This is a genomic window from Rhizobium sp. FG113 (assembly GCF_057809895.1).
In genome coordinates this window covers 1-26,181 of the sequence record NZ_JBMDKV010000026.1, presented here as the reverse complement: position 1 = coordinate 26,181, position 26,181 = coordinate 1, and the positions used below count along the sequence as shown (strand labels likewise).

Below are 26,181 nucleotides of genomic sequence, written 5' to 3'. Positions count from 1 at the left end.
GTATCTTTTCGATGGCGACACGTCCCATCATTGCGGCGAAAGTCGACCGCGCAAATTTCTGGTGGCGGGTCGGGTCCCTCGCGCCGGCGGTCCTGGTCCTGGCCGCGCTGTCTATCTGGCCCGTCTTCAACCTTGTCTATCTCAGCCTTGCCGACGTCAAATGGACCTCCGGCTCGGCGGTCGTCGACTTCGTCGGCCTGCGCAATTTCCAGGAGCTTTTCGCCAACGAGCCGGTCTACTGGGCGGGCGTCAGGAACACCATCGTCTTTGCGGTCTGTGCCGTCACGGCCCAGATGGTCTTCGGCTTCTCGATGGCCCTGCTCGTCCGGCGCGCTTCCAAGCTCAATCGCAGCATTCTCACCGCGATCTTTCTGCTGCCGATCATCATCCCGCCGATCGTCATCGGCGCCATGTGGCGTCTCCTGCTTGGCCGCGATTTCGGGATCGTCAACTCCTTGCTCGCCTTTTTGGGCCTGCCCCTGGTCGACTGGCTGGGTGATGCCCGCTTTGCGCTGATGTCGGTCATCATTGTCGATGTCTGGCACTGGACGCCTTTCGTTTTTCTGCTGACGCTTGCCGGTCTGGAATCCCTCGATCAGGAAGTGTTCGACGCTGCAAAACTTGACGTGGTCAATCGCTGGCAGGAACTGCGCTACGTCACCATACCGCTGATGATGCCGACCCTTCTCATCACGCTGGCGTTCCGCATGATCCTGTCCTTCAAGGTGTTCGACGAAATCTTCCTTTTGACCGGCGGTGGTCCCGGCACGTCGACCGAGGTGATCAATTTTTCCATCAACCGCGTCTTCTTCGCTCAGGACCGGGTCGGCATGGGATCGGCCATGTCGCTGATCACCATTATCGGCGTCGCAGCGCTGATCGTTCTGGCAAATCTGGTGGCACGCCGCCGCCGCAAATCGAGGACCCTGACATGATTGGCAAGCCAACATCCGCGGGCGGCATGGCCGGCAATCTTGTTGCATGGGGCTATGCCTTCCTGATCCTTGGACCGATGGTCTGGATCCTGTCGAACTCCTTCAAGCGGCAGATCGACATCCTGATGGGAACGACGATCGCACCCGTCACGCTCCTGAACTATCAGTCGATCATCAATTCGCGACAGTCGCATTTTCTCTGGAATCTCTGGAACAGCGCCGTCGTTTCCGTCGTCTCGACGGCTCTGGTGCTGATCATCGCGACGCTTGCGGCCTTTACCGTCGCAAGGCTTCAGCCGCCGCGCTGGGTCACGTTCATCCTTCTCGGCTGGGCGGTCGTCTTTCATATGCTTCCGACGCTCACATTCATCGGCTCATGGTACGTGATGTTCACGCAAATCGGCCTGCATGGGACTTATACCGCCCTTATCCTGACGCAGGTCGTCCAGGGGCTGCCCATGGCATTGTTCCTGATGATCGGCTTTGTCAGCAATATTCCGAAGGAACTCGTTCAGGCCGCCCGGCTTGACGGTTGTACCTATGCCCAGGTTTTTCGCCATCTGATCCTGCCGTTGTCCTTCGGCGGCATGGCGGCTGCCGGCGCACTCGCCTTCATCTCCGCATGGAGTGACTTTGCGGTCGCGCTCAACCTCTCCAACAAGGACACGATGACCGCGCCGGTCGCCATCGCAAACTTCGCGCAGGAGCATCAGATCCTGTACGGCCAGATGGCTGCGGCCTCCATCCTTTCGATGATCCCCGCGCTTGCCTTCATCATGTTCGGGCAGCGTTTCGTCGTGCGCGGCCTTCTGGCCGGCGCCGTCAAGTAGGAACAATCATGGCACATCTGCAGCTTCAAAATGTCGGTAAGTCCTATGGATCGGTCGAGGTCATTCCCGGCGTCGATTTCGAAATCAGGTCCGGCGAATTCCTCGTCCTCGTTGGCCCGTCGGGAAGTGGCAAGTCGACGCTTCTCAAGATGATCGCCGGGCTCGAGGAGACCACGAGCGGCAAAATCCTCGTCGATGGCGAGGACATTACCCATCTCGATCCCTCCGCCCGCGACCTCGCCATGGTGTTCCAGACCTACGCGCTTTATCCGCACATGAGCGTCAGGGACAACATGTCCTTCGCCTTGCGCATGCGCGGCGAAAACCCGGCCGAAATCGACAAGCGCGTCAAAGAGGCGGTGGCGATGCTCGATCTTTCCGGGCTGGAAAACAGGAAGCCTGGCCAATTGTCCGGCGGCCAGCGCCAGCGTGTCGCGATGGGGCGCTGCGTGGTGCGCAATCCCAAGGTTTTTCTCTTCGACGAACCGCTCTCCAATCTCGATGCGAAATTGCGTGCACAGACACGCATCGAGATCCGCAAGCTGCATGAAAGACTGAATGCGACATCGGTCTTCGTGACCCACGATCAGGTGGAGGCAATGACGATGGCCGACCGCATCGCGCTCCTGAAGGACGGAAAGCTGCAGCAGATCGGTTCCCCGCAGGATCTTTACCTGCGGCCGAGAAACACCTTCGTCGCCACCTTCATCGGCACGCCGGAAATGAACCTTCTCTCAGGGACACTTGACGTTGCAGACGGGGCATTCTGGCTCGGAGGCTCATCGGGCATGCTTTTGCCGGCCTCGCAACAACAGCAGGCGGTCATTGCCGCGGCAACTAAACCCGGCCGACAGGCGAAGGTCGGGGTCCGGCCCGAACATTTCGAGGTCGCACCGGCAGGAACGACAGGAGCGATCGACGTCAAGGTCACGGTCGTGGAATGGCTGGGGCACGAGATCTTCATTTTCGGTCAGTCATCATTTGGCCCGATCAGCGTGCGTCTCCCCGAAGGCATGACGGCATCTCCTGCTGCAGGCGACGTCCTGAGTTTCCGGCCAATTTCGGATCGCTGGCATGTCTTCGACGCGGCGAGCGGCGACAATCTCATCGTGGCCCAATAATCCGCGAGAACAGGTCGAGGTAGCGAAATGGTGATGTTATTCGGGCAGAGCTTCACGAAGCAGGAACTCGATCGCGTCTTTCCCGACCTGTCACAGGTCGCCGGTTTCAGGAAGTTGGCGGTCGAGGATGGATCGGGTCGCGGCATGCGGCTGTTGCAGATCGACAGCGGGGGCGGATTGCGCATCGACCTGCTGCCGGACCGCTCATGCGATATCGGCCAGGTCTGGTGCGACAATATCCCGTTCGGCTGGATTGGCCCCATGGGAACAGCGGCACCCTACGCGGTCCGGGCCAATACTGCTCTTTCGGGTCTGATGGCGACCTGCGGCCTCGATCATATCCGCCAGCCGGAATCCGATGAGGGACGCAGCTATCCGCTGCATGGCAACATGATGCATATGCGCTCGGAAGTCACGGCTACGGATGTCGTCTGGGACGGGGACGAGTGCCTGTTTCGCGTGAAGGCGCAGGTCACGCAGTTCCAATTGAACCAGGGGGCCATCCGTCTGCAACGGCAGATCGATGTGCCGCTCGGCGGCCGCTCGCTTACGATATCGGACCGCGCGACTGTCCTGGCCGGCGACCTGCCTCTCATGGCGATGTATCACATCAATCTCGGATTCCCCGCCGTAACGCACGATAGTACCCTGCTCTTCAACGGGGAGGACATATCGCGTGATTGCCTGTCGCAGAATGGAATCGAGGTGCGACCGTCCGGTGCGACCCGATGCGAGGTCGAGCTATCGGCGACCAAATCCGGAGGCCCGGCTTTCCGACTGAAATATGATGGCGACGAACTACCCTTCCTGCAGACCTTGCGCAACGCGGACGAAGGAATAAATCTATTCTGCATCGAGCCTGCGACTCACGATCGATTGCCGCGACATCAGTTGCGGGAGAGTGGGGCGCTGGTACCGACGCCGCGCGGAGGCTCTCATCTCTTCCACCTCGAAATGCAATTCGACAGTGGCAGGTAGCTCGGGAAAACGCGTGACACTGGTCGATCATATTGGACGCAAGTCATGAGTGAATGCTGTTCGGCGGTCAGCCGCAACAATCAGGCCAAAGGGGCGCAAAACGTCACCAAAATCGTCTCCCGTGGGAGGACCGGCACCGTCATTGCGGTCAAGGGTGGTGACAGTTTCGTTGGAACCAATGACGCCGTGATTGCGGTCGACGGCGAGGGGCCGGAACGCAAAGTCACTATCAACGACTTTTTCCTCGAGGCCGAGACAGTCACTGTTGCGCGCTTTGCCGCGTTCGTCGAGGCGACCGGCTATGTGACGGAAGCCGAAACCTTGGGCTGCGCTGCGGTCTTTTCCGGTCTGCTGCAGGACAAGGCGTTGCTTGCGCAAAGCGTCTCGCAGACCCCGTGGTGGGGGAGGGTGGATGGCGCCATATGGCGCATGCCGGAAGGCCCTGGTAGTTCGATCGAGGAGCGTCTCGACCATCCGGTCACGCAGGTTTCCTGGAACGACGCCATCGCCTTTGCGAGCTGGGTCGGTGGTCGTCTGCCGAGCGAGGCAGAGTGGGAGCATGCTGCACGCGGCGGCAACAGAAGGCGGCGTTATCCCTGGGGTGACGACGAGCCTACCGATGAGACGATCTTCTGCAATATCTGGCAGGGGCGCTTCCCGCATGACAATACGCGGGCGGATGGGTTCTACGGCACGGCACCGGCACGCAGCTTTGCACCGACCGAGGACGGTTTCTACAATCTCTCCGGCAATGTCTGGGAATGGACGAGCGATCCGTTTCGCGTGCGCTCTTTGTCGCGCCAGGCAAAGATACGCAATGAGCACGCAAAGCAGAGCGCCGACAAGGTCCTGAAGGGCGGTTCTTTTCTCTGCCACAAGAGCTACTGCTTCCGCTACCGCATCGCAGCCAGAATGGGCCTGTCTCCTGACAGCGCATCCAGCAATACCGGCTTTCGCATCGCCTACGATGTCCTGCCGGGCGACGTTGGAGCTCTATAGCGCATTTCCCGAGGCAGGCGCGGCGCACGAAGGCACAAGCTTTGGAGGGAATAGGTGGGAACGTCCGTAAAGCGTCCGAACATCATCTTTGTCATAACAGATCAGCAGCGGTTCGATACGATTGCCGCCGGTGGCTTTCCCCACATGAAGACGCCTACTCTCGACCGGATGGTAAGCGAAGGGACCTATTTCCGTCAGACCTATGTAACGTCACCCTCCTGCGCGCCATCGCGCGCCAGCCTGTTTACCGGCGTCTACCCGCACACCAATGGCGTCTTCCGCAATGACGAGCAATGGGCTTTCAGCTGGGTACAGCAACTGGCCGAATCCGGCTATCGATGCGTCAACGTCGGCAAGATGCACACCTCTCCATTCGAGGATTCCTTCGGCTTCCACGAACGCCATGTGGTGGAAAACAAGGACCGGGCAACGGCAAGACTGCCGTTTTTCCTGGATCATTGGGACAAGGCGATCTGGGCCCGTGGCTTTGAAAAACCGAGCCGGGTCACCTATCGCCGACGGGAGGACTACCGCTCGTCGCTCGGCGCCTTCGTGTGGGAACTTCCGGACGAACTCCATGCGGACAATTTCGTCCCTGAATTCGCACAGATGTGGCTCGATTCCTATACAGGTTACGAGCCGTTCTTCCTGCAGATCGGCATCCCCGGCCCACATCCGCCCTATGATCCGACGCAGGATTATCTCGACCTCTATGACGGCGTCGATCTGCCCGAGCCGATCCTCAGCGACGATGATCTTGCCGCACAGCCGATGGCCTTGAAGAAGCTGCGCGAGCAGCATCTCGCCGTCGATCATGATGCCGTCGTGCATCTGGCCGAGCCGACCAGGGAGCAGTTGCGCCGCCAGCGGCAGCATTATTTCGCCAATGTCTCGATGATCGACGCGCAGATGGCCAAGCTGATCGAGGCTGTCGAGCGGCGCGGTGTTCTGGACGATACGATCATCATCTTCACCTCCGATCACGGTGACAGCCTGAACGATCACGGTCACAGCCAGAAATGGTCGATGTACGATCAGAGCGTGCGTGTTCCTGCCATCGTCTGGTCGCCGGGGCGCGTCGCGCAGGGCAGGGTCGTGGACGACCTCGTCTCGCTCTTCGATTTTGCGCCCACCATTCTCGAAATGGCTGGCCTGCCCGTTCCCGACTGGATGGAGGCGCTATCGCTGATGCCCTACCTCGAGGGCAAGGTCTGCGAGCCGCGCCAGTTTGTGTTTTCCGAACATGCCGGTGATCGCATTTTCAACGGCAGCGAATTCATGACGATGATCCGCAGCCAGCGCTATAAGCTCGTGCATTTCGTCGATAGCGACGAAGGCCAGCTATTTGACATGGAAAGCGATCCGCAGGAAGTCCGCAACCTTTGGGACGATCCGGCTCATCACGGCACCAAGCAGGAACTGATCGCGGAAATCCTGAAATGGCGGATCCGAAGTGCGCTGAAGACGCAAGGCTGGACGCTGGCGAGCGTCAAGTTCGGAGCACATTCCGGCCGCACGCCAACCAGCAACGCACGACAGGGCGGAGAATGAAGGGGACGCCATAGCGGCGTTCGCGCACCTTTCAGGCGCGGCCCTACCCATCGATGGTTAGAAGGTCTCGCCAACTGCCTCCCGGCGCCTCCGGTCGAGTTCCTCGCTGTAGCGGCGCAATGTATGCGCTTCGCTCAGCTGCCCGATCACCTTTCGCTCGATCAGATTGTTGACCACGGCCAAAGCTTCGCTGCGGCTCTTGTCGAAGAGGGCGGCGGCCTGTTTCGCATTCATTTGCGGCTGCAGGAAATCATTGCGATGGCGAAGGAATTTCTCGACCGTCTGCGGCCCTTCGGTGTCGGAGGGATTGGCAAACACGTCCGAAATCAGAACCAGGCCGACATATTTGTCATTGTCGTCGACCAGGAAGGCTCTTTGTGCCGACCCCAAGGGAAAGGCCTTGCGAAAGTCTTCAAGCGACGTGGAGACCTTTGCTTTCTTGACGTCGGATCGCATAAGCTTGTCGACCGTGAGATTTCTGATCCAGCCGACATCATGAGCGCTTCGAATGCTTTCACCGCGCAGGTGAAAACGCCAGGTCGCGAACGAGTAACCAAAGGTTACGCGGACAACGACCGAGGAAGCGATGACTGCGGAAAGGACAAGTGCCGTGATCGGAAAGTCGCCGGTGATCTCGAGCGCCAAGAATGCCATGGTCAATGGGCCGCCAATGAGGGCGACCGCAAGCGAACTCATCCCAACGATCGCAAAAACGGTTGGAGTAAGCGTAGCGCTCGCGAATAGTTCTGCAGGGAAGAAAAACGCTTTTCCAAGCACCGCTCCCATAAAGAGTGATGCGAAAAACAGCCCGCCGCGGAAGCCGGATCCGATCGACACCGCCGAAGCGACGGCTTTCAGCAGGAAGAGCATGGTCAACACCTGAAATGTCTGATCCGTGGCAAGATTGAGATGAAGAGCGCCATGTCCGGCTGCCAGAACCTGAGGCGAAACAAGTGCCAGAAGGCCTACAACGATACCGCCGAGTGCCGGCTTGAGATAACTTGGAATTGAAGCACGACGGGCCAGTTGTTCGGTGAACGCCACGCCTCTCATGATGACGATACCGATGACGGCGCAGACAGCGCCAAGCAGGATTGCAGGCAAAAAATCGCTCGGAACGATTGTGCCGATGTCGCCGACCTCGATCAGGAAGCTGTTCCCGGAAAGGCTGCGGGCAACAAGAGTCGCCGTGATCGCGGCGATGACGACAGGCGCCAGCGCAACTGCCGTATACGACCCGAGGATGAGTTCAAACGCATAAAATGAGCCGGTCAGGGGCGCGTTGAATGCTGCCGCAATGGCACCGGCGGCCCCACAGCCGACGAGGATGCGCAAATCCTCGCGCCGAAGATGAAGCTTTGATCCAAACTTGGAGGCCATGCCCGAGGATAACTGGGTATATCCGGCCTCCAGACCGACCGAGGCGCCAAAGCCATTGGAGATCAAATTCTGAACGGCGACGATGATGCTGTCGGTCAAGGACAGATGCCCGCCATAGAGCGCATTGGCTTCGATCGGATCCACGATGGCACGCCGGCGCCGCAACAGGAGTAGCAAAAGGCCAAGGACGATACCGCCCGCGATCGGCGCGATCAAAAGCAGCAGCTTGTTTTCGATCTGCGATGAACTCAGCCAGGCATCGAACGGAATCTGGAAAATCAGGCTATGGAGTGTTTTCGACACCCAGCTCATGGCACTGACCGCGCAGCCGGCAGCAATGCCCACCAGACAGCCGCAGACGATGAGAATGACTTCACTGCTGCGATCAAGGGACTTGCGGCGGATCAGCCGCAGGCGTGCTTTGAGGCCCGCGAACCGTCTGCTTATGAGTGCGCCCGGCATGTCGGGCTCTTCCCTGGAAACAGTGTCGCCCGACACTTTGTTGTCGATCGGTGCTCTGTCATTGGCGTCAAGCGGGGCTAAGGTGTTCATGTGTTTATTGCTTCGGGACAAGCCAATTTCTATCGGCAGGAACAGCGGATGAGATGGTCAGGTGCATTGCAAGGGGTGCATCGTGTTTGCCTCGCGTCGTCGTCGATACGGATCGGTCGGCAGATTGGTCGGTTGCATACATAGCTTTCGAGGGTCTCAAGGACGTCACGGCAAGTGATGAGGGGAGAAAATCTCGGTGGCCGTGAAGTAATGTTGGAGACGTGTCAGATTGGCGACTGCATCATACTAGCGAAATCTGGGGTGGTGCCGATAATATCTTCTGATCTACTTGCGATCGCCGGAAGTTATCGCTTGCTTCGTACGCGGCCATAAAAGGTGGGCAAAGCGCGCCGGGCCACCCATCGCCTGCGGCGTTCAGCCTGTCATCATGTCTCCTTGCGAATGGCACTTTCGCGCACCATCATCTTCCACTCGACCAGTGTCGTGCTGGACTGGGCTCCATTGATGCGTGCGAAGATGGCTTCGGCCGTCAGTCTGCCGATCGTCTCGCGGTCCGGGCGGATCGTCGTGAGCGCCGGGCTCACGCAACCGGCCGCCTCGTTATCACCGAAGCCGATGACGCCGATCTCTTCGGGTATGCGCTTGCCGCGCTTCTTGAGCGCGCGGAGTACGCCGAAAGCGACCACATCACTGTTACAGGCAATCGCATCGATATCCGGGTGACGTTCGAGAAGCTCATGGGCAAGGCGCTCTCCGAGTTCGGAACTGCCGCCCTGCTGATCCGTGTGCGTGACGATCTCGGGCAGGCCGGCCATGGCGGCGGCGGATTGCAGTCCCTTCAGGCGCTTCTGCGCACGCCTGTCATTCTCTCGGACGCTGCCGAGGAAAGCAAGCCGCCGATAGCCGCCGGCAATCAGCTGATTGGCCTGCGCCGCGCCGACTGCGGTGTGGTCGAAGCCCACGGCCGTATCGATCACCTCGCCGCCCGTATCCCACATTTCGATGATCGGAATGCCGGATGCGTTGAGGAGTTCGACCACTTTCGGCGCGTGATCGACGCCGATGATGGCGACCGCGGCCGGGCGCCAGCTGAGCAGCGAGCGAACGAGCCGCAGCTCCTGGTCGGCATCATATCTTGTATTGGCGAGCATGACCTGCATGTCCCGCTCCAAAAGTGCCGATTGCAGGGAATCGATGATGCTCGCGAATTCCGAATAATAAAGCGACGTCACGACGACGCCGACAATATCGGAGCGCGTGCTCGACAGGCCGCCGGCAAGCCGGTTCGGTACGTAGTTCAACTCTTCCATCGCCGCATTGATGCGGCGGCGAAGTTCCGGCCTCACTGTATTGGGCGCGCGCAATGCGCGTGAAACGGTGTTGACGGAAACGCCCACTTTCTCCGCGATCGAGGCAAGTGTTGGCGTAGTGCGCGCTTCCTTTTCGACAGTCTCGAATTCCATTTCCAAAAAATCCGTGAAAGTGATCGTTGCGTTATCGATAACTTTATGCAATTTTTTTGATCGAGAGGCAAGCGGAGAGGGACGGCGTCTGCCTATTTCAACAGGACGGAGGCCCATTGCCGGGATCGGCGGGCTGGAGGAGAAAGCATGGCTGAAAGGCCGAACATCATTCTGATCATGACGGACCAGCAGCGCTACGATTCGATTGCGGCGCTCGGTTTTCCCTATGCCGTGACCCCGAATATCGACGCGCTCGTCGAAAAGGGCGTGACGCTGACCAACTGTCACATTACGGCGCCGAGTTGCGTTCCCTCGCGTGCAAGCCTTTTCACCGGCTACTACCCGCATACGACCGGCGTGTTGGCAAATGGCCAGAAATGGCAGCGAACGTGGGTCGAGCAATTGCGCGATGCCGGCTATCGTTGCGTCAACGTCGGCAAGATGCACACGATACCCTACAATTCGGATTCGGGTTTCCATGAGCGTTACGTCGTGGAAAACAAGGACCGCTACATGGAGGGTCGCTGGTACTTTGACGAATGGGACAAGGCGCTTGCCGCCAATGGCCTCGTCAAACAGCAGCGCGAATCCTACCGTACGCTCGACGACTACCGAGAGCGACTTGGCTGCTTCAACTGGGAACTGCCCGACGAACTGCACGCCGACGCCTTTGTCGGCAACATGGCCAAGTGGTGGGTCAACACCTATCCGCCGACCGAGCCGCTATTCCTGCAGGTTGGCTTCCCAGGGCCGCATCCGCCCTTCGATCCGCCGGCGCGTTACTCGGAAGCCTATCTTAAGCGCAACGACCTGCCATTGCCCAAGCCTACGCCGGAAGAATTGCAGTCGCTTCACCAGGAGTTGAAGGACAAGCGGCAACATGATGTCGAGGTCGATCACGACTCCGTCGTCTGGAGCCTCGATCCGACGCCGGACCAGATGCACAAGCTCTGGGCGCACTATCTCGGCAACGTCACCTTGATCGACGAGAAAGTCGGCGAGCTTCTCGCCGTGCTCAAGGAACGTGGCTATCTGGACGACGCGATCGTCATTTTCACCTCCGACCACGGCGAGTGCCTTGGCGAGCACGGGCTGATCCAGAAGTGGTCGATGTACGACATCGTTACCCGCGTACCGACAGTCATCTGGTCGACCGCCAATCGCTTCGAAGGCGGCCGGTCGATCGATGGGCTCTGCCAGCTCTTCGACCTCGGCCCGACAATCCTCGAATATGCCGGTATCGCGCCGACGGAAAGCTTCGAGGCTCAGAGCCTCAAGCCGGCGCTCGAAGGCCGTAACTGGACCCCGCGCAGCCATGTGTTCTGCGAGCAGATCGGGGACGTTGCCATGGCAGGCGGCGTGGAATTCATGACGGGGGTCAGGAGTGAGAGATGGAAGCTCGTCCACTTCAAGGGATCGACTGACGGTCAGCTGTTCGACCTCGAAACCGATCCGAAGGAGGTGAACAACCTCTGGAGCGATCCCGTTTACGCTGGGCAGAAGCAAGAGCTTCTCGACGTCATGCGCGACTGGCTGATCAGTTCGAACTTCAAGACGCGCGACGTGATGGCAGGTGCCCGATGACCGGTCGCCTTCAGCAATTCAGACAGGCTTTCGCGAGGGAGGCATGACATTGTCCGTTGCAGTATCTGAGGAAAAGCCGGAGCCAGTGGTACGGCCATCTCTTCTATCCGGTTCGGCAGGCATGCTGGCCATCAACATTATTGCGGTCGTCGTTGGTATTGCGATTTGGGCGCTGGTGACGAGCCAGGGCATTGTCGGTCTGCCGACACCGATCGCGGTCGCCAAACAGGCCGTGATCCAGGCTGAAAACGGTCTTCTCTGGTCGGATGCGCTGGCCAGCCTCGGCCGCGTCTTTACCGGTTTCGCCCTTGGCATCATTGTCGCCATCCCCGTCGGCTTCATGATGGGCTGGTATCGCATTGCGCGCGGCATCGTCGAACCCTATGTCCAGTTCTTTCGCACGATCCCGCCGCTCGCCATCATTCCGCTGGCGATCGTTACGATGGGCATCGACGAAGCGCCGAAAATCTTCGTCATCTTCCTGGCCTCGTTCCTGACCAGCGTCGTTGCGACCAACCAGGGCGTGGTCAATGTGGACAAGACGCTGATCAACGCCGCCCGTGTGCTTGGCGCCGACGACTTCACGATCTTCCGCCGCGTGATCGTGCCGGCCTCGCTGCCCTATATCATGGTCGGCATCCGTATCGGTCTCGGTTCATCCTGGGCGACGGTGGTGGCCGCAGAGCTGATTGCCGCACAGTCGGGTCTCGGTTTCCGCATGCAGCAGGCGCAACTCTACTACGATCTTCCAACGATTTTCGTCAGCCTCATCGCCATCGGTGTGCTCGGTCTCATCATGGACCGGATCGTCATCGCGATCGATGGCGTGCTGACAGCCTGGCAGGAAAAGCTATGAGCACCAAGATCTCGTTCCAGAACGTCAACAAGACCTTCAATATTGCCGGCCAGACCTCCTTCGCTGCACTCCAGAGTCTCAACCTCGACATCGAGGATGGCGAATTCATCACTGTTGTCGGTCCGTCCGGCTGCGGCAAGTCGACTGCGATGAACATCGCCGCCGGCCTGATTGCTCCCTCGTCAGGGCAGGTGCTGGTCGACAGTGTGCCGGTGAAAGGCCCTGGGCCCGAACGCGGCGTGATCTTCCAGCAATATGCCCTCTTTCCCTGGCTGACGGTTCGCCAGAACGTGGAATTTGGTTTGAAGGTTGCGGGCCACGCCAAGGCGGAGCGGCGCAGGATTGCCGATCACTTCATCGGTCTCGTCGGCCTCAGTGATTTTGCCGATTCCCTGCCGAAGACGCTTTCCGGCGGCATGAAGCAGCGCTGCGCCATTGCACGAGCCTATGCGGTGAACCCCAAGATCCTTTTGATGGACGAACCTTTCGGTGCTCTCGACGCTCTGACCCGCGTACAGCTTCAGGACCAGTTGCTTGCCACCTGGAGCAAGGAGCGTCGCACCGTCATGTTCATCACCCATGATGTCGACGAGGCGGTGTATCTGGCGAGCCGCGTCGTCGTCATGGCTGCTCGTCCCGGCCGGCTTCACCGGATCATACCGGTCGATCTGCCCTATCCGCGCACCGAGGAAATGCGCCTTTCAACGGAATTTTCGACATTGCGCAACGAGGTCTGGCGGTCGGTCTACCATCCGGCCGCCGCCTGAACCTTGCGTTCATCATCGGCTGTCACAAGGAGGAAATGAACATGCTGACGAGACGTAACCTGATGAAAACCACGGCCGCGGTGGCTGCGGTGAGTGCATTTTCCATCGGCGGAAGGGCAAACGCACAGTCGGCCGACATGACGATCGGCTATATCCCCGATTTTCCGAATGCAAGCGTGCTGGCAATTGCCGAGGATCAGAAGCTCTGGGAAGCCGAAGGCGTAACGCCGTCGATCAAGGTCTTCACCAATGGTCCGATCCAGATCCAGGCCATGGGTGCCGGCAGCCTGAATTTCGGCACGATCGGCCCTGGCGCCCTCTGGCTTCCGGCCAGCGGCAAGGCAAAGGTACTCGGTGTCAACGATATCGGTTTCTCCGATCGCGTCATCGCTCAGGCCGGCATCGGATCCATTCAGGATCTGAAGGGCAGGAAAGTCGGTGTTCCGCAGGGGACATCCGGCGACATGATCCTGCGCATGGCGCTGACCAAAGCTGGCATGACGATCGGCGACATTCAGGTCGTGCCGATGGATCCGTCGACCGTGGTGGCTGCCTTCACCTCCAAGCAGATTGATGGCGCCGGCATCTGGTACCCCCTGATCGACACGATCAAGCCCCGCGTTCCCGACATGAAGGAGCTGGCATCCAACCAGGATTTCTATCCGCAGACCTCGTTCATCAACACCTTCGTCGCCCGCAACGAAGTCGTCGAACAGAATCCCGATCTGGTGAAGAAATTCCTGCGCGTGATGAAAAAGGCGATGGACTACCGTGCGGCCAATCTCGACCGCTCCATCGAGATCACGACAGCGTTCATCAATGCGCCGGCAGACACGACCGAGAAGGTCGCCCGCAGCCGCAAGATCCTGACCAGCAAGGAACTGGACGATTTCACCAAGGATGGCACAGTCAACAAGTGGTTGCTGGACTTCAACAAGATGTTTGCAGAGTTCGGCACGGTAAAGGATCCGCTCCCGCCCGAGCAGTTTTTCACCAGCGATCTTTTTGTGAATGCCTGATAGCGGCCGGCCGGCGCAATCCGGCCGGTCTTTTTACTCGGAAGGCGAGGGCCGCGGTGAACACCGGACAATTCTAGCACTGGCGATAGGTGGGGCTGGCGGTAAGGTAAGGCTGCGCTCGGTGTCTTGCTCTGCCTGGCAAGCGCCGGTGATTTTCTCCGCCCAAGCAGTTTTCTTGGGTTGGTTGGCGTGGGCGCTATCGTCCCGGCTTGTAGAAGGCTTTTGCCATCTCCATGAAGCGCATCGCCGTTGCAGATCGGTCATCCAATCGTTTGGCGATGAGCATCTCCGCCATCGGTGTGTCACCGGAATGAAGTGCTTTGTAGACGACGCCTTCGAGCTGCAGTTTGATGATCGATTGAGGAAATAGCGCTATCCCGAGCCCACCGGCAACGAGCCCGAGCATGGCATGGAGTTCGTTGACCTCCTGCACGGTCTTCAACTGGATCCCAGCCTTCTTGAGATAGGGTCGAAAATTGCCTTGGACGTATCGGGCCTTGATTCCCTGCGTGGTGATCAGACCCTCATCACCGAGTTCGGCAAGGCGGACCACACTGGCGGATGCGAGCCGGTGCGTGGCGGAAACCGCAACAACGTAAGGTTCGCGCAGCACGAGCGCAGTCTCGAAATCCTCGTCGTCAAAAACCGGACGGAGAAACGCGATCTGGATGCGGCCGGCGCGAAGGGCCTCGACCTGGTCGGCGGAGATCATCTCGTGAAGGATGATGTTGACGCCCGGAAACAGGCGTGAAAATTCCGAAGTCAAAGTCGGCAGCACATTCAGCGCAGCGGCATCGGCAAACCCGATCGTGAGCCGTCCAATATGTCCGCGTGCTGCCCGTTTCGCCATATCGACTGCCAGCGCCAGCTGCTTGAGCGCAATGCTGCCTTCTTCAAGCAGACTTCGGCCGGCATCCGTCAGCGCGACGCGTCGCCGGGTTCTGTCGAAGAGCTGGACGTCAAGCTCTTGCTCCAGTTTGGCAATTTGCTGGCTAAGGGCGGATTGGGTTACGCGTAGCCGTGCAGCCGCCCTGACAAAATGCAGCTCTTCGGCAAGCACGACGAAGGACGAAAGAAGCCTCTGGTCCATGGTTACTTATTAGAATCTCTAATTTCTAAATCAGGAAACGATGAGATACCTAATATTTTATCTTTGGTACAGCTATTGTCGCGGCGTGGGAGCGCCGTGGGGCTTAGGGAGGGATCATGAAGAGACTATTTTCAACCGCAGTCGCGGCCGCTATCGTTTTGGGCATGCAAGGGGTAGTCGCTATCGCCCAGGATGCCTGGCCGACAAAGCCGATTACCTGGATCGTGCCATTCGCTCCAGGCGGTAATACCGACCTTCTTGCACGCTCGATCGCGCCAAAGCTCAGCGAAAAATTGGGGCAGACGGTTATCGTCGAAAATCGTCCCGGCGCGGGCGGTACGCTTGCGACGACGCAGCTCGCCGCCGCCGCCCCCGATGGCTACACGATGCAGATCGGCGATATCAGCACGCATGCGATCAGCCCTTATGTTTACAAGAACCTCACTTATGACCCGATCAAGGATTTCAAACCGGTCATACAGATTACCTCTGTTTCGCTGCTGCTGGTCGTCAATCCCCAGCTGAAAGCAAATTCGGTTGCCGAGCTGATCGCTCTCGTGAAGGAAAAGCCGGATGATTTTTCCTACGCTTCGTCCGGGATCGGCTCTCCGCAGCATCTCGCATTCGAGTATTTCAAGACGCTCGCCGATATCGCCCCGGTCCACATTCCCTACAATGGCTCGGCGCCGGCCTTGACCGATGTGGTTGCCGGTCACGTGCAAATGATGATTGATGGTACCGCCATACCGCAGGTCAAAAGCGGCAACTTGCGCGCCCTTGCTGTGACCGGGACCGAACGCTCCAAGGCGCTGCCGGATGTTCCGACGATGGCGGAAGCCGGCGTCAAGGACTACGCCTTCAGTTCATGGCACGGTGTGTTTTTCCCGGCCGGCGTCCCCGACGAGGTCGTCGGCAAGGTCAATGCCGCGATCGACGAAATCATTCATCAGGACGACATCAAGAGCAAATTTGCCGACCTCAACATCGGGATTGCCGGCGGCTCGCCGGAGAAATTCGCCACCTTCATCGCAGCCGAAAACGAGAAGATGAAAGCTCTCGTCGCTTCGTCCGGTGCCACCCAGGAATAACAGGTCTCTTATCCTCATGAAGCATTCACCGCTAAGCGGCGAAGCCGTGCGCCCCAATGTCATTTTCATAACCGTGGATCAATGGCCGGGCAGTCTGCTGGGATGCGCGGGGCATCCGGTGATTGAAACCCCGACGCTGGATCATCTGGCGTCGGTCGGAACGAGGTTTTCGCGCGCCTATTCCGAATGTCCAATATGCATTCCGGCACGCCGGACCATCATGACGGGCACCAGTCCGCGTCGCCACGGTGACCGCACGTTCCAGCCGTCACTTCGGATGCCGTCCGACCTTCCGACGCTCGCGCAGACCTTCGGGCGGCATGGCTATCAGACCCAGGCGATCGGTAAGCTGCATGTTTACCCGCAGCGCGACCGCATCGGGTTCGACGACGCGCTCCTGGCCGAGGAGGGGCGCGGTGCGCTCGGTGGCACGGACGACTACGAGATGTTCCTCGCCGACAAGGGATATGCCGGCCAGCAGTTCATGCATGGGATGAGCAATAACGAGTACAGCTGGCGTACTTGGCACCTGGCAGAGGAATTACATGTCACCAATTGGACGACCTGGGCGGCGGCGCGCAGCATCAAGCGCCGCGATCCGAACCGTCCTGGACTTTGGCATGTCTCTTACACGCCCCCACATCCGCCGCTCATTCCGCTGGCAAGTTATCTGGAGCGCTACCGGGCAAGAACGATCGACGAGCCCTATGTCGGATCATGGGCCGTCGATGAGGAACTTCCCCATCCTCTGCAATTGACCCGTGATTATTGGGCAAAGTTGCCGGCCGAACAGCTCGCCGACATGCGGCGAGCGTTTTATGCCCTCTGTACGCATATCGATCATCAGATTCGTATTCTGATCGGCACGTTGCGCGAGGAGCATATTCTCGACAACACAATCATCCTGATCACGAGTGATCATGGCGACATGCTCGGCAATCATGGTCTCTACGCGAAACGGCTGATGCACGAGGGATCCGCAAACGTTCCTATGATCCTTGTCGGCGCCGCGTCAGACAGGCGCGTGCGGGCGGGAGCCGTGGACGATCGTCTCGTTGGTTTGCAGGATATCATGCCGACCCTGCTGGCGCTCGCCGGGTTGCCGGTTCCGGAAACATGCGAAGGCCTGTCGATGGTGTCTGACGAGCGCCGCGCTTTCCTCTATGCCGAGGCCCTCGCCGGGCCGAAGGCGATGCGAATGGTGCATGACGGGCGTCACAAGCTCATCTGGTACCCGGCCGGCTCCCGTTTCCAGCTCTTCGACCTGCAAACGGATCCATACGAAATGACCGATCAGAGCGATAATGCCGCCTATGCCGACGTGCTCTCCGCTTTGAAACAGCGCTTGCGCGGCGAGCTTTACGGCGAGGATCTGCAGGCGGTAGCAGGCAATGAGTTCGTCGGCGTTTCCGTGCCGGTCGCAGCAGTCGCGCCGAACCGCGGACTGTCGGGTCAGCGGGGCCTCCATTTCCCTGCCCCTCCACTCCAGGATCCCTCCGTCATCGTCGGTGGTGTTTAAGCAGGCAAAAGCGAAGTGGGTATCAATGTGAATAGGTCGATGGGTACAGACCGCTTGGCGGGAGCGTTTTTCATCGCGGCAGGATTGATCTTCCTGCTGCTCGGCCGGGACTTCGGCTTCGGATCGATGCACAGGATCGGACCAGGCTTCTTTCCGATTATTCTGTCGTGTTTGCTCATCCTGTTGGGCGGTGCGATCTTGGCAAAGAGCCTGATATCCGATGAAACCTTCGTCATGCCGAGGCTTGGTCCCTTTGTTCGGGTAATAGCGGCTATTGCGATCTTCGCTGGCCTGACACAGCCCGTCGGCACCTATGTGATCCTTCCGATCGTGGTTGTGCTTGCCGCTTCCGCGAGCGTGCATTTTCGCTGGAAATCTGCCCTCGTTCTGGCCGCGGGCATCACGATCTGTTCCGATCTCATTTTCCGTATGGCCCTCGGCCTGCCGCTCTACGCCATCGGCTCCTGGTTCGGAGGCTGATATGGAACTGTTGTCACACCTTGCGCTCGGTTTCGAAACCGCCCTCTCGCCGCTTAATCTCTTCTATTGTTTCGCCGGTGTGCTGATTGGGACGCTGATCGGCGTTCTGCCTGGGCTTGGACCGGCTCCGACTGTCGCGATGTTGCTGCCGCTGACATTCGGACTTCCGCCGGTTTCCGGTTTCATCATGCTTTCCGGCATCTTCTATGGTGCCCAGTATGGCGGATCGACAACGGCGATCCTCATCAATACACCCGGGGAGTCATCCTCCGTGGTCACGGCGCTCGATGGCTATCAGTTGGCCCGCAAGGGCAGGGCCGGGGAGGCGCTCGCGATGGCCGCGATCGGTTCGTTCATAGCCGGTACGATTTCCACCGTGATCATCGCCCTACTTGCGCCGCCACTGGCACGAGGTGCCCTTCTGTTTGGGCCGGCAGAGTATTTTTCGCTGATGGTGCTTGGCCTGATCGCGGCGATTGCCCTTGCCAACGGCTCGGTTTTGAAGGCGATCGCTATGGCGGTTCTCGGACTGCTTCTCGGTCTGGTGGGCACGGACGTCACATCTGGCGTTCAGCGCTACACGTTCGGTGCCCTGCAGCTCTCCGACGGCGTGTCGATCGTTGCCGTCGCAATGGGGTTATTTTCAATCGCTGAAGTCCTGCGAAACCTCGAGGACCCTTCAAAGGAACAGGCGACAGTGGTGCAGATCACCGGGCTTGCGGCAGGTCTTTCCCGCTTTCGCAGCGCGCTCGGTTCCATCCTTCGAGGAACAGCGATCGGATCGGTTCTTGGAATTCTGCCTGGTGGCGGAGCCACGCTTTCCTCATTCGCGTCCTACGCGATCGAGAAGAAAATCTCCCGAGAGCCCGAGAAGTTCGGGACGGGCGTTCTGCAGGGACTGGCCGGTCCGGAATCGGCAAATAATGCCGGGGCGCAAACCTCATTCATCCCGATGCTGACGCTCGGCCTTCCATCCAATCCTGTCATGGCTCTGATGATTGGCGCGCTGATGATCCACGGGATCCAGCCGGGTCCGAACGTCATCTCGGAGCAACCGGCGCTGTTCTGGGGATTGATCGCCTCCATGTGGATCGGCAATGCGATGCTTGTGGTGCTCAACCTTCCTCTGGTCGGGCTGTGGGTCAAGCTTCTGACATTTCCCTATCACCTCCTGTTTCCGACGATCCTGGTCATCACGTGCATCGGCGTCTTCAGCTTCAACAATTCGATGTTCGATGCATGGATGCTGGTGCTTTTCAGCGTGATTGGATACGTCCTTATGAAGTTGCGGTGCGAACCGGCGCCGATGCTGCTCGGGTTCATTCTCGGCCCCATGATGGAAGAGCATCTCCGCCGCGCTCTGCTTCTGTCACGCGGAAATCCCATCGTCTTCGTCGAACGTCCGATCAGCGCCACGATGCTTGCGATCGCAGTTTTGCTGATCGTCGCTCCGGCTCTGTCGATCGTTAGAAAGCGACGCGAGGAAATATTCGCTGAGGCTGACTGAGACTTCACATTTTGGGGCCACTTAGGCCGAATGTCGTGCCGTAGCGTTATCGAGATGGGCTTGTATGGCTGTACCTTCCGAAAACGGTGGGGTTAGGAGCTGGAACATCCGGCATCTGAGCTACGACGATGCCATTGCCAAACCCATTGGTTCCATAATACATGTTATGCGATAAAATCGTGTAGCCGCAAAGTTAGAATGTCCTGTTTCTGCAAAGTTGGAATGTCACACTCCCCGGGTCTGAACGGCACCTGGGAGATTGCAGATGGGATTGATAGCGATGAGCGAGCGCGATCTGCAGCGGATTGAGATTTTATCGAAGGTGGCCGCTGGCCGGATGACTACGGTGTCAGCGGCACACGTTCTTGCCGTGAGTGAGCGCCAGGTGCGTCGGCTTTTGGAGCGGATGCGAACTGGCGGCGCGGCGTCGATCCGACACAAGGCGATCGGCCGACCATCGAACAATCGGATCAGCGACGGGGTTCGCGATTATGCGGTGACGCTGATTCGCGAACGTTATGCGGATTTCGGCCCGACGTTGGCGGCGGAGAAGTTGGCTGAGCGCGATGGCTTGCGGGTGTCACGCGAGACGGTGCGCGGTTGGATGTCCGAGGCCGGACTGTGGCTGTCGCGCAAGCAGCGCCGGACGTTTCACCAGCCGCGGCTTCGACGCGAGGCTTATGGCGAGTTGGTGCAGATCGACGGATCGGAGCATCGCTGGTTCGAGGATCGCGGGCCGCCTTGCTCGCTGCTGGTGTTTGTCGACGATGCGACCGGCAGGCTGATGCAGCTGCGTTTCGTGCGCTCGGAAAGTGCCTTCACCTACTTCGAGGCGCTGGAACTCTATCTCCACCGTCACGGCGCGCCGATTGCCTTTTATTCGGACAAGCATTCGGTGTTCCGGGTGGCGAAGAAGGATGCCAAAGGTGGCCAGGGCATGACCCAGTTCGGGCGTGCACTTTGCGAGTTAAACATCGAGATTCTATGCGCAAATTCGAGCCAGGCCAAGGGTCGTGTCGAACGCATGAACCGGACGCTGCAGGACCGCCTGGTCAAGGAGCTCAGGCTTTGCGGCATCGACAGCATGGAGGCCGGCAACGCGTTTTTGCCGGACTTCATGGAGGACTACAATGCGCGTTTTGCGGTTACCCCTGCCCGGTCTGATGATCTGCATCGGCCGCTGAATCTGGCGCCAGATCGGTTGACGGAGATCCTGTGCAAACGCGAGCAGCGCTATGTTGGATCGCAGCTGACGTTTTCGTTCGAGCGCCAGCGGATCATGCTGGAGGAGACCGATGTGACGCGTGGGCTGGTGGGGCGCTATGTCGAGACCTATGCCTATGCCGACGGTCGTCTGGATGTGCGGTGGAAAGGCTACTCCCTGCCCTACACGGTGTTCGACAAGGACCAGCGGGTGACGCATGCCGCGATCACCGAGAACAAGCGGTTGGGTGATGTTCTGGCCTATATCAAGGAGCGCCAGGAGCAGCAGGACAAGCCGAAGGTGAAGAGCAGCAGTGACAAGAATGGCTACGTCAAACGGGCTCGCGGACCTGGCCGGCGGAAGGATTTCATGATCGATCCGGCAGTGATCGCACGGCGCCAGAAAGCAATGTCGCGACAGCAGGCTGCGGAGTGAGGCGTGTCAAAGCTAAAGCCGAAGAGGTGTATTTACCACCCGCCCCGATCTGATCTTGCAACCGGGATCAGCCGCTCAGATCGGGGCTGACCGTTGTGCCGTGTGATGACCACGCGGACATTTCTACCTTGCAAACCGCCGGACATTCCAACTCTCCCGCCACAAATCGAACGAAAAGATACATTCTATTTCCAAGTGCGACATGCCAGTAATTTCAATGGCTTCACTTTGGAGATTTTGGCATGTCCCGATGCTACACGCAGTTGACCCTAGCCGACCGACGACGCCTACATCAGTTGGTGGCGGCAAGAGCTCCCGTCAACGAAATGGCCCGTCAGCTTGGCCGCCATCGCTCGACCATCTACCGCGAGATCAAGCGCAATAGATTTGAGGATCGCGAACTGCCTGGCTACGACGGCTACTACAGTACGGTAGCGCACGATATCTCCAAAGAACGGCGACGCCGGCTGAGAAAGCTGCGGCGGCACACGGACTTGCGCACGGAGATCATCAACCAATTGGAGGCACGCTGGTCGCCTGAGCAGATCGCCGGACGCCTGTTGTTGGCCGGACCTAGCCTCGTCCGCGTCTGTAAAGAGACAATCTATCGCTTCATCTACAGCAAGGAGGCTGATGAGCTGGGCCTTTATCAGTATCTGCCGGAGGCGCGTCGCAAACGCCGTCCACTGCGCTCCAGGAAGCCGCGCGACGGTGTGTTTCCTGCCACTCACAGGATATCCCAAAGACCTGATTTCATTGGAGATAGATCAAGGTTTGGGCATTGGGAGGGAGACCTCCTCATCTTCGAACGTCCACTTGGCCATGCCAATGTCACCACTCTCGTGGAGCGTAAGAGCCGCTACACCGTTCTGATCAAGAATCCGAGCCGACATTCTCGCCCGATCATGGACAAGATCATCAGAGCTTTTTCTCCTTTGCCGGCATTCGCGCGTCAGAGCTTCACGTTTGATCGCGGTACCGAGTTTGCCGGGTTCAGGGCTTTGGAAGATGGCATTGGTGCGAGGAGCTGGTTTTGCGACCCAAGTGCGCCGTGGCAAAAGGGAGCCATAGAAAACACCAACAAACGCATTCGCCGCTTCATGCCAAGCAAAACAGATCTGGCAGCCGTCTCGCAGCACGACCTGATCCACCTTGCCCGCCACCTCAACGACCAGCCGCGGAAGTGCCTTGGCTACAAGACGCCAGCCGAGGTGTTCATGGCGCATTTGCAGGATGAGGCGTGATGACCTACCCTGCAAGCGGCCTGATGCACTTGGGTTAGCTTCTCCACTATGTTGTTACGCGCTGGCAGGACATGCCCCCTAAGGATCTGTCGCCTAGGTGAAGAAATTGGACCAGCGGTCTTGGCCCTCCTTTGTTTCTATTTCTGCCATGCATCGTGCAAGCGCTCGAAGCTAGACTTTCAGCCAAGGCTTGCCTTCTGCAGGGGGGCTACTTGGCCGGTTCATCTTGGGCTCATGCCGACATCGCCACACTGCTCGCATGATAGAAGCAGCCACGTACACTCCAAAGCCCCTTGGTCCCGCGGTTGATGTGCCGCCTTGGGCCACGGCATCAGTAAGCGGACTCTTCTATTTTACCGTACCACCAGAGCCCAATCGGGCTACCGTTGTGGCGCCGACCGTGCGATTGAAGTGCTGCCGCTACTCCCCCAATGGCAGGCGGCTACCTCAGCGCGTCACCAGGCGGGGTTTTTCTTGAGCCCGGGCAGGCAACAGCAAGCTACGCATATTAGGGTGTGAACATATATGGAGATGTTCATGATCTACGAATGGAATGCTGAACGGTTTGCCAAGATGAGAATCAGGAAGATCCGGGCGTCGGTGACGCTGGTTGCCGTGGCATCTACAGCTATGCTTCTCTTCTATTAGCGGCTTCTGTTGCAGGCTTGCACTCGACTCAGTCTCACTTCGATGGTTCTCTGCCGCAGCAGTGGGTGGAGTGGCGCATGAAGTATGAGTGGGACGCGGCCAAGGCGAAGCGGACGTATCTGATAAAGTTTGGCGTCAGCTGGCTGGTCGCCATCGGTCTCTCGGCAGTTCCACTCTGCTTGGCAATGAAGGCTGGAGCTTTCTAGGCTGAGGAACTAAAGGTCGGCCTGCTTTATTGGAGCAGCAACCGAGGTCATATGGTGCCGTTCTTGCTGTGTCGCGAGAGCAATGCGGCCGTCCCCCGAACGAGTTCCCACCCTCGAACTCCTTGCTCTCGTGACCGCCCTTAGGAGCTATGGGTGCCCGCTATCGTTGAAGAGGGTGTAGGCCTATACCTCTTTTTGATGAAGCTGGTGGTGTTTGCCTGCGCCTGTCGCTGCCTTAGCTTTTTCCGCCCGATCAATGGCGGAGGATGAGCGATGTCAGAAGGCGAGGAACTTGAGGCAGTTGCAGATCGAGACGACGTTGCCTTGTCTCAGGCGGTTGCTTCTCTCATGGTCATTGCAGGCGAGCTTCGCGGGCTAGCGGACCAAGTCGTGGATCTGAATAATCAGCCGCTGGAGCCGGCAGCGTTCAACAACGAGCCGATACGCTTCGATCGCGGCATCACCTCTTGAATGGTGTAGCGTCAACTGTCGCGAGCTTCACGCGGCCTCAGCCCTGTTCACTCATCTTGAAAATATCCGCATTGTCCTGCCGCTCTCGCAGCCCCTTATAGCTTGGATGCCGAAGCTTGCCGTCGTCCGTCCAGGCGCGATACTCGATTTCCGCAATCAGCGTCGGGCTGCATAGCACCAGGTTCTTGCCCGGCACCTGGACCGGAGGAAGGCGTGTCTTCAGTTTGTCGAGGGTCTTCTTCAGCGCCCTCGCCTCGTCATGTTTGAAGCCGGTCCCGACACTGCCGACATAGACGAACCCGTCTCGGTAACGGGCAGCGAGCAGCAGGCTGGCTATGGCACCGGGCACGGCGGTGGATGGCTCATAGCCGACGATCACGAAGCTGTCGCTCTGGACGCACTTGACCTTGATCCAGTCGCCGGTGCGGCCGGATCGGTAGGGACGGTCGCGGTGCTTGGCGATAATGCCTTCGAGTCCCAGGCGGCACGCATGTTCCAGCAGAACATCCGGGTCCTCATTCACCTCTTCCGACAGGCGGATCGCTCCCTGCTGCCCTGCCAGTGCATCCTCCAACAGATGCCGGCGGGCGCGATACTCTACACCTCGCAGGTCGTGGCCGTCGAAGTAGAGAAGGTCGAAGGCATAGAGGATGGAATTCTGCGACGGCAGCTTGCCGCCTTGCTTGCCGGTTGCTCCCAATGACCGCTGCAGCAGTCCGAAGTCAGATCGTCCTTCGTCGTCGAGAACCACCGCCTCGCCATCAAGGATCATTGTGTGCGTCGAGAGGGGCCTGGCCGCTTCAGCGATGGCTGGGAAGCGATGCGTCCAGTCATGGCCGCCGCGGGTGATGATCCGCACCCTCCCCGGCTCAATGTGGAGGGAAATCCGGTACCCGTCCCACTTGATCTCGTAGGACCACTCGCTGCCATGCGGGGGCTTGGGTTTAAGCAGCGCCAGGCATGGCTCCACCCGCTCCGGCATCGGATCAAACGGCAGCCGCGGCTGCTTCGGGTCGCGCTTCCTGATCGGCCTGCTCTTGAGCGGGGGCTTGTCGTCCTTCAGCAGCGGCTTTGTCGTCGGCTTGCGCGGCGGCTTGGTCATGCAGCGATTGCAGCAGACAAAGCTTAAAAAGAATCCTCATTGACTCTGGCAGTCATAGAAGAACATAATAAGAACATCGGCAGCCGCGCTGGAGTGGCTATCCACAGATTGTCCACAGGTTGAGAACATGCTCGCGCGTGAAGGAGAAGCCGTGTCTGCAAAGCCCAAAGATGCCGCACACGAACAGGCGCGGAACGAACTTGAGGAACTGCTTGCCTATCACGGCGGAGATGCCCTGGCGGCCGTCCAGACGCTGCTCGACGACTGCCGACACCTGCGTCGCGAGCTGGTGCTGACGGAAGGGGCCATGAGCCATGGCATGACGCGCGGCTGGAAACCGAGCTACGACCGATGATCCCGATGCCCACTCCGTATGTCGACATTCGTAGTGCATCCCGCAGAGCCTGATGCACGCCCTCGGTTATCTACAAAGGGCGTGCCCACCCCTACCGGGAGAACCAGATTCCGAAACTCTCGGACGCGGATCGACAGGGCATGTTCGTCAGGGTCAGATGCACCGACTGAAAGATTACCAGATACTATCGGCCGAACGACATCCAAAAGCTCTTGCAGCAGGACCTGCATGTGCTGAAACTGCAGCATCGCTTCCGCTGCGACGGATGCGGAAGCAAGACCCACATGATCGTGCAGTTCAAGATGCTGCTGGCCAGCGAAGTGGTCGGGCTTGTTGTCCGTGAGCTGGTCGAGGTGAAAACCGTGCGCCGCCCGGTGTGGCGCGACAGAAAGCTGTGAGGGGAAGATGTGCAATCTCTATAACGTCTCCACCAATCAGGAGGCGATACGAGCGCTGACACAAGCGATGGACCGGCTAGGCAATCTGCAGCCATCGCTCGACGTCTATCCGGACCGGTACGGGCCGGTGGTGCGCAATACGCCGGAGGGGCGTGAGATGGCGATGCTGACCTGGGGCATGCCATCACCACCGACGATCCTGCAGGGCAAGCCGGACTGCGGCGTCACCAATATCCGCAACATCAGCTCCTCGCACTGGCGACGCTGGCTGGGCCCCACCAACCGCTGCATCGTCCCCTGGACGACCTTCTGCGAATACGAAGACACCAGGCCGAAGAAGACCAAGCGCTGGTTTGCACTGGACGAAGATCACCCCCTCGCCTTGAGAGCGGCGGTGCAAAAGTCGGCCACGGTAGCGGCGGCATAATGCTGCCGCGG

24 protein-coding genes are annotated in these 26,181 nt (G+C 59.1%); 20 read left to right on the top strand and 4 right to left on the bottom strand.

All coding sequences use genetic code 11. From position 1 onward, the window contains the following. The first annotated feature begins 11 nt into the window (after nucleotides 1-11). Genes ACODTZ_RS32700 through ACODTZ_RS32675 form a run of 6 tightly spaced genes read left to right on the top strand, consistent with a single transcriptional unit; the run spans nucleotide 12 to nucleotide 6,414 of the window. On the top strand, nucleotides 12-935 hold the full coding sequence (locus ACODTZ_RS32700; protein WP_489031039.1) for a carbohydrate ABC transporter permease: 924 nt from the start codon (nucleotides 12-14) through the stop codon (nucleotides 933-935). After that, entirely contained in the window at nucleotides 932-1,765 is an 834-nt protein-coding gene (locus tag ACODTZ_RS32695; protein WP_489031037.1) for a carbohydrate ABC transporter permease, read from the top strand. Before ACODTZ_RS32700 ends, ACODTZ_RS32695 begins: the two co-directional genes overlap by 4 nt. 8 nt (nucleotides 1,766-1,773) lie before the next feature. After that, on the top strand, nucleotides 1,774-2,886 hold the full coding sequence (locus ACODTZ_RS32690; RefSeq protein WP_489031036.1) for an ABC transporter ATP-binding protein: 1,113 nt from the start codon (nucleotides 1,774-1,776) through the stop codon (nucleotides 2,884-2,886). Nucleotides 2,887-2,913: 27 nt separating this feature from the next. Next, the gene (locus ACODTZ_RS32685; protein ID WP_489031034.1) at nucleotides 2,914-3,864 is read left to right on the top strand and encodes a DUF4432 family protein; all 951 of its coding nucleotides are present in this window, start codon (nucleotides 2,914-2,916) and stop codon (nucleotides 3,862-3,864) included. 45 nt (nucleotides 3,865-3,909) lie between these two features. Then, nucleotides 3,910-4,863: a formylglycine-generating enzyme family protein gene (locus tag ACODTZ_RS32680; protein WP_489031032.1), complete on the top strand. Its 954-nt coding sequence runs from the start codon at nucleotides 3,910-3,912 to the stop codon at nucleotides 4,861-4,863. 54 nt (nucleotides 4,864-4,917) lie between these two features. Continuing rightward, nucleotides 4,918-6,414: a sulfatase family protein gene (locus ACODTZ_RS32675; protein WP_489031030.1), complete on the top strand. Its 1,497-nt coding sequence runs from the start codon at nucleotides 4,918-4,920 to the stop codon at nucleotides 6,412-6,414. Nucleotides 6,415-6,471: 57 nt separating this feature from the next. On the opposite strand, the gene ACODTZ_RS32670 is transcribed toward ACODTZ_RS32675, so the two are convergent. After that, nucleotides 6,472-8,256 (bottom strand): chloride channel protein, encoded by a 1,785-nt coding sequence (locus ACODTZ_RS32670; protein WP_489031097.1) that lies wholly within the window; start codon nucleotides 8,254-8,256, stop codon nucleotides 6,472-6,474. A 476-nt stretch (nucleotides 8,257-8,732) separates the two neighbouring features. Next, nucleotides 8,733-9,770 carry a LacI family DNA-binding transcriptional regulator gene (locus ACODTZ_RS32665; protein ID WP_489031028.1) on the bottom strand — a complete coding sequence of 346 codons (1,038 nt, stop codon included), beginning with the start codon at nucleotides 9,768-9,770 and terminating at the stop codon, nucleotides 8,733-8,735. Nucleotides 9,771-9,917: 147 nt separating this feature from the next. Here ACODTZ_RS32665 and ACODTZ_RS32660 point away from each other — a divergent pair, with 147 nt between their 5' ends. The 4 genes from ACODTZ_RS32660 (at nucleotide 9,918) to ACODTZ_RS32645 (ending at nucleotide 13,996) form a co-directional block, all read left to right on the top strand. Further along, the gene (locus ACODTZ_RS32660) at nucleotides 9,918-11,354 is read left to right on the top strand and encodes a sulfatase family protein (protein ID WP_489031026.1); all 1,437 of its coding nucleotides are present in this window, start codon (nucleotides 9,918-9,920) and stop codon (nucleotides 11,352-11,354) included. Nucleotides 11,355-11,475: 121 nt separating this feature from the next. Continuing rightward, entirely contained in the window at nucleotides 11,476-12,210 is a 735-nt protein-coding gene (locus tag ACODTZ_RS32655) for an ABC transporter permease (protein WP_489031095.1), read from the top strand. After that, complete coding sequence (locus tag ACODTZ_RS32650; protein WP_489031025.1) at nucleotides 12,207-12,977, top strand: ABC transporter ATP-binding protein; 771 nt, start codon at nucleotides 12,207-12,209, stop codon at nucleotides 12,975-12,977. The genes ACODTZ_RS32655 and ACODTZ_RS32650 overlap by 4 nt, the downstream gene beginning before the upstream one ends. Before the next feature lie 62 nt (nucleotides 12,978-13,039). Next, on the top strand, nucleotides 13,040-13,996 hold the full coding sequence (locus ACODTZ_RS32645; RefSeq protein ID WP_489031093.1) for an aliphatic sulfonate ABC transporter substrate-binding protein: 957 nt from the start codon (nucleotides 13,040-13,042) through the stop codon (nucleotides 13,994-13,996). A gap of 196 nt (nucleotides 13,997-14,192) precedes the next feature. Here ACODTZ_RS32645 and ACODTZ_RS32640 read toward each other — a convergent pair whose 3' ends face one another. Next, nucleotides 14,193-15,086, bottom strand: a complete 894-nt coding sequence (locus tag ACODTZ_RS32640) for a LysR family transcriptional regulator (RefSeq protein ID WP_489031023.1) — start codon at nucleotides 15,084-15,086, stop codon at nucleotides 14,193-14,195. Between the two features lie 116 nt (nucleotides 15,087-15,202). On the opposite strand from ACODTZ_RS32640, the gene ACODTZ_RS32635 reads away from it, so the two are divergent. The 7 genes from ACODTZ_RS32635 (at nucleotide 15,203) to ACODTZ_RS32605 (ending at nucleotide 23,888) form a co-directional block, all read left to right on the top strand. Further along, nucleotides 15,203-16,174, top strand: coding sequence for a Bug family tripartite tricarboxylate transporter substrate binding protein (locus ACODTZ_RS32635; protein ID WP_489031021.1), 972 nt, complete (start codon nucleotides 15,203-15,205; stop codon nucleotides 16,172-16,174). A gap of 46 nt (nucleotides 16,175-16,220) precedes the next feature. Continuing rightward, nucleotides 16,221-17,693, top strand: coding sequence for a sulfatase-like hydrolase/transferase (locus tag ACODTZ_RS32630; protein ID WP_489031019.1), 1,473 nt, complete (start codon nucleotides 16,221-16,223; stop codon nucleotides 17,691-17,693). A 39-nt stretch (nucleotides 17,694-17,732) separates the two neighbouring features. Continuing rightward, nucleotides 17,733-18,173, top strand: coding sequence for a tripartite tricarboxylate transporter TctB family protein (locus ACODTZ_RS32625; RefSeq protein WP_489031017.1), 441 nt, complete (start codon nucleotides 17,733-17,735; stop codon nucleotides 18,171-18,173). A 1-nt stretch (nucleotide 18,174) separates the two neighbouring features. Further along, the gene (locus ACODTZ_RS32620) at nucleotides 18,175-19,680 is read left to right on the top strand and encodes a tripartite tricarboxylate transporter permease (protein WP_489031015.1); all 1,506 of its coding nucleotides are present in this window, start codon (nucleotides 18,175-18,177) and stop codon (nucleotides 19,678-19,680) included. A 265-nt stretch (nucleotides 19,681-19,945) separates the two neighbouring features. Continuing rightward, complete coding sequence (locus ACODTZ_RS32615; RefSeq protein WP_489031013.1) at nucleotides 19,946-21,319, top strand: ISNCY family transposase; 1,374 nt, start codon at nucleotides 19,946-19,948, stop codon at nucleotides 21,317-21,319. A gap of 242 nt (nucleotides 21,320-21,561) precedes the next feature. Then, nucleotides 21,562-22,563: an IS30 family transposase gene (locus ACODTZ_RS32610; RefSeq protein ID WP_489031011.1), complete on the top strand. Its 1,002-nt coding sequence runs from the start codon at nucleotides 21,562-21,564 to the stop codon at nucleotides 22,561-22,563. Nucleotides 22,564-23,690: 1,127 nt separating this feature from the next. Further along, nucleotides 23,691-23,888, top strand: coding sequence for a hypothetical protein (locus ACODTZ_RS32605; protein ID WP_489031009.1), 198 nt, complete (start codon nucleotides 23,691-23,693; stop codon nucleotides 23,886-23,888). Nucleotides 23,889-23,925: 37 nt separating this feature from the next. Here ACODTZ_RS32605 and ligD read toward each other — a convergent pair whose 3' ends face one another. Then, nucleotides 23,926-24,990 carry a non-homologous end-joining DNA ligase gene (gene ligD, locus ACODTZ_RS32600; protein WP_489031008.1) on the bottom strand — a complete coding sequence of 355 codons (1,065 nt, stop codon included), beginning with the start codon at nucleotides 24,988-24,990 and terminating at the stop codon, nucleotides 23,926-23,928. 151 nt (nucleotides 24,991-25,141) lie between these two features. On the opposite strand from ligD, the gene ACODTZ_RS32595 reads away from it, so the two are divergent. From ACODTZ_RS32595 to ACODTZ_RS32585, 3 genes are all read left to right on the top strand, one after another. Next, nucleotides 25,142-25,345 carry a hypothetical protein gene (locus ACODTZ_RS32595; protein ID WP_489031006.1) on the top strand — a complete coding sequence of 68 codons (204 nt, stop codon included), beginning with the start codon at nucleotides 25,142-25,144 and terminating at the stop codon, nucleotides 25,343-25,345. A gap of 230 nt (nucleotides 25,346-25,575) precedes the next feature. Beyond that, entirely contained in the window at nucleotides 25,576-25,743 is a 168-nt protein-coding gene (locus ACODTZ_RS32590; protein WP_489031004.1) for a hypothetical protein, read from the top strand. Between the two features lie 7 nt (nucleotides 25,744-25,750). Further along, nucleotides 25,751-26,170 carry an SOS response-associated peptidase family protein gene (locus ACODTZ_RS32585; protein WP_489031002.1) on the top strand — a complete coding sequence of 140 codons (420 nt, stop codon included), beginning with the start codon at nucleotides 25,751-25,753 and terminating at the stop codon, nucleotides 26,168-26,170. The last annotated feature ends 11 nt before the right edge of the window (nucleotides 26,171-26,181 follow it).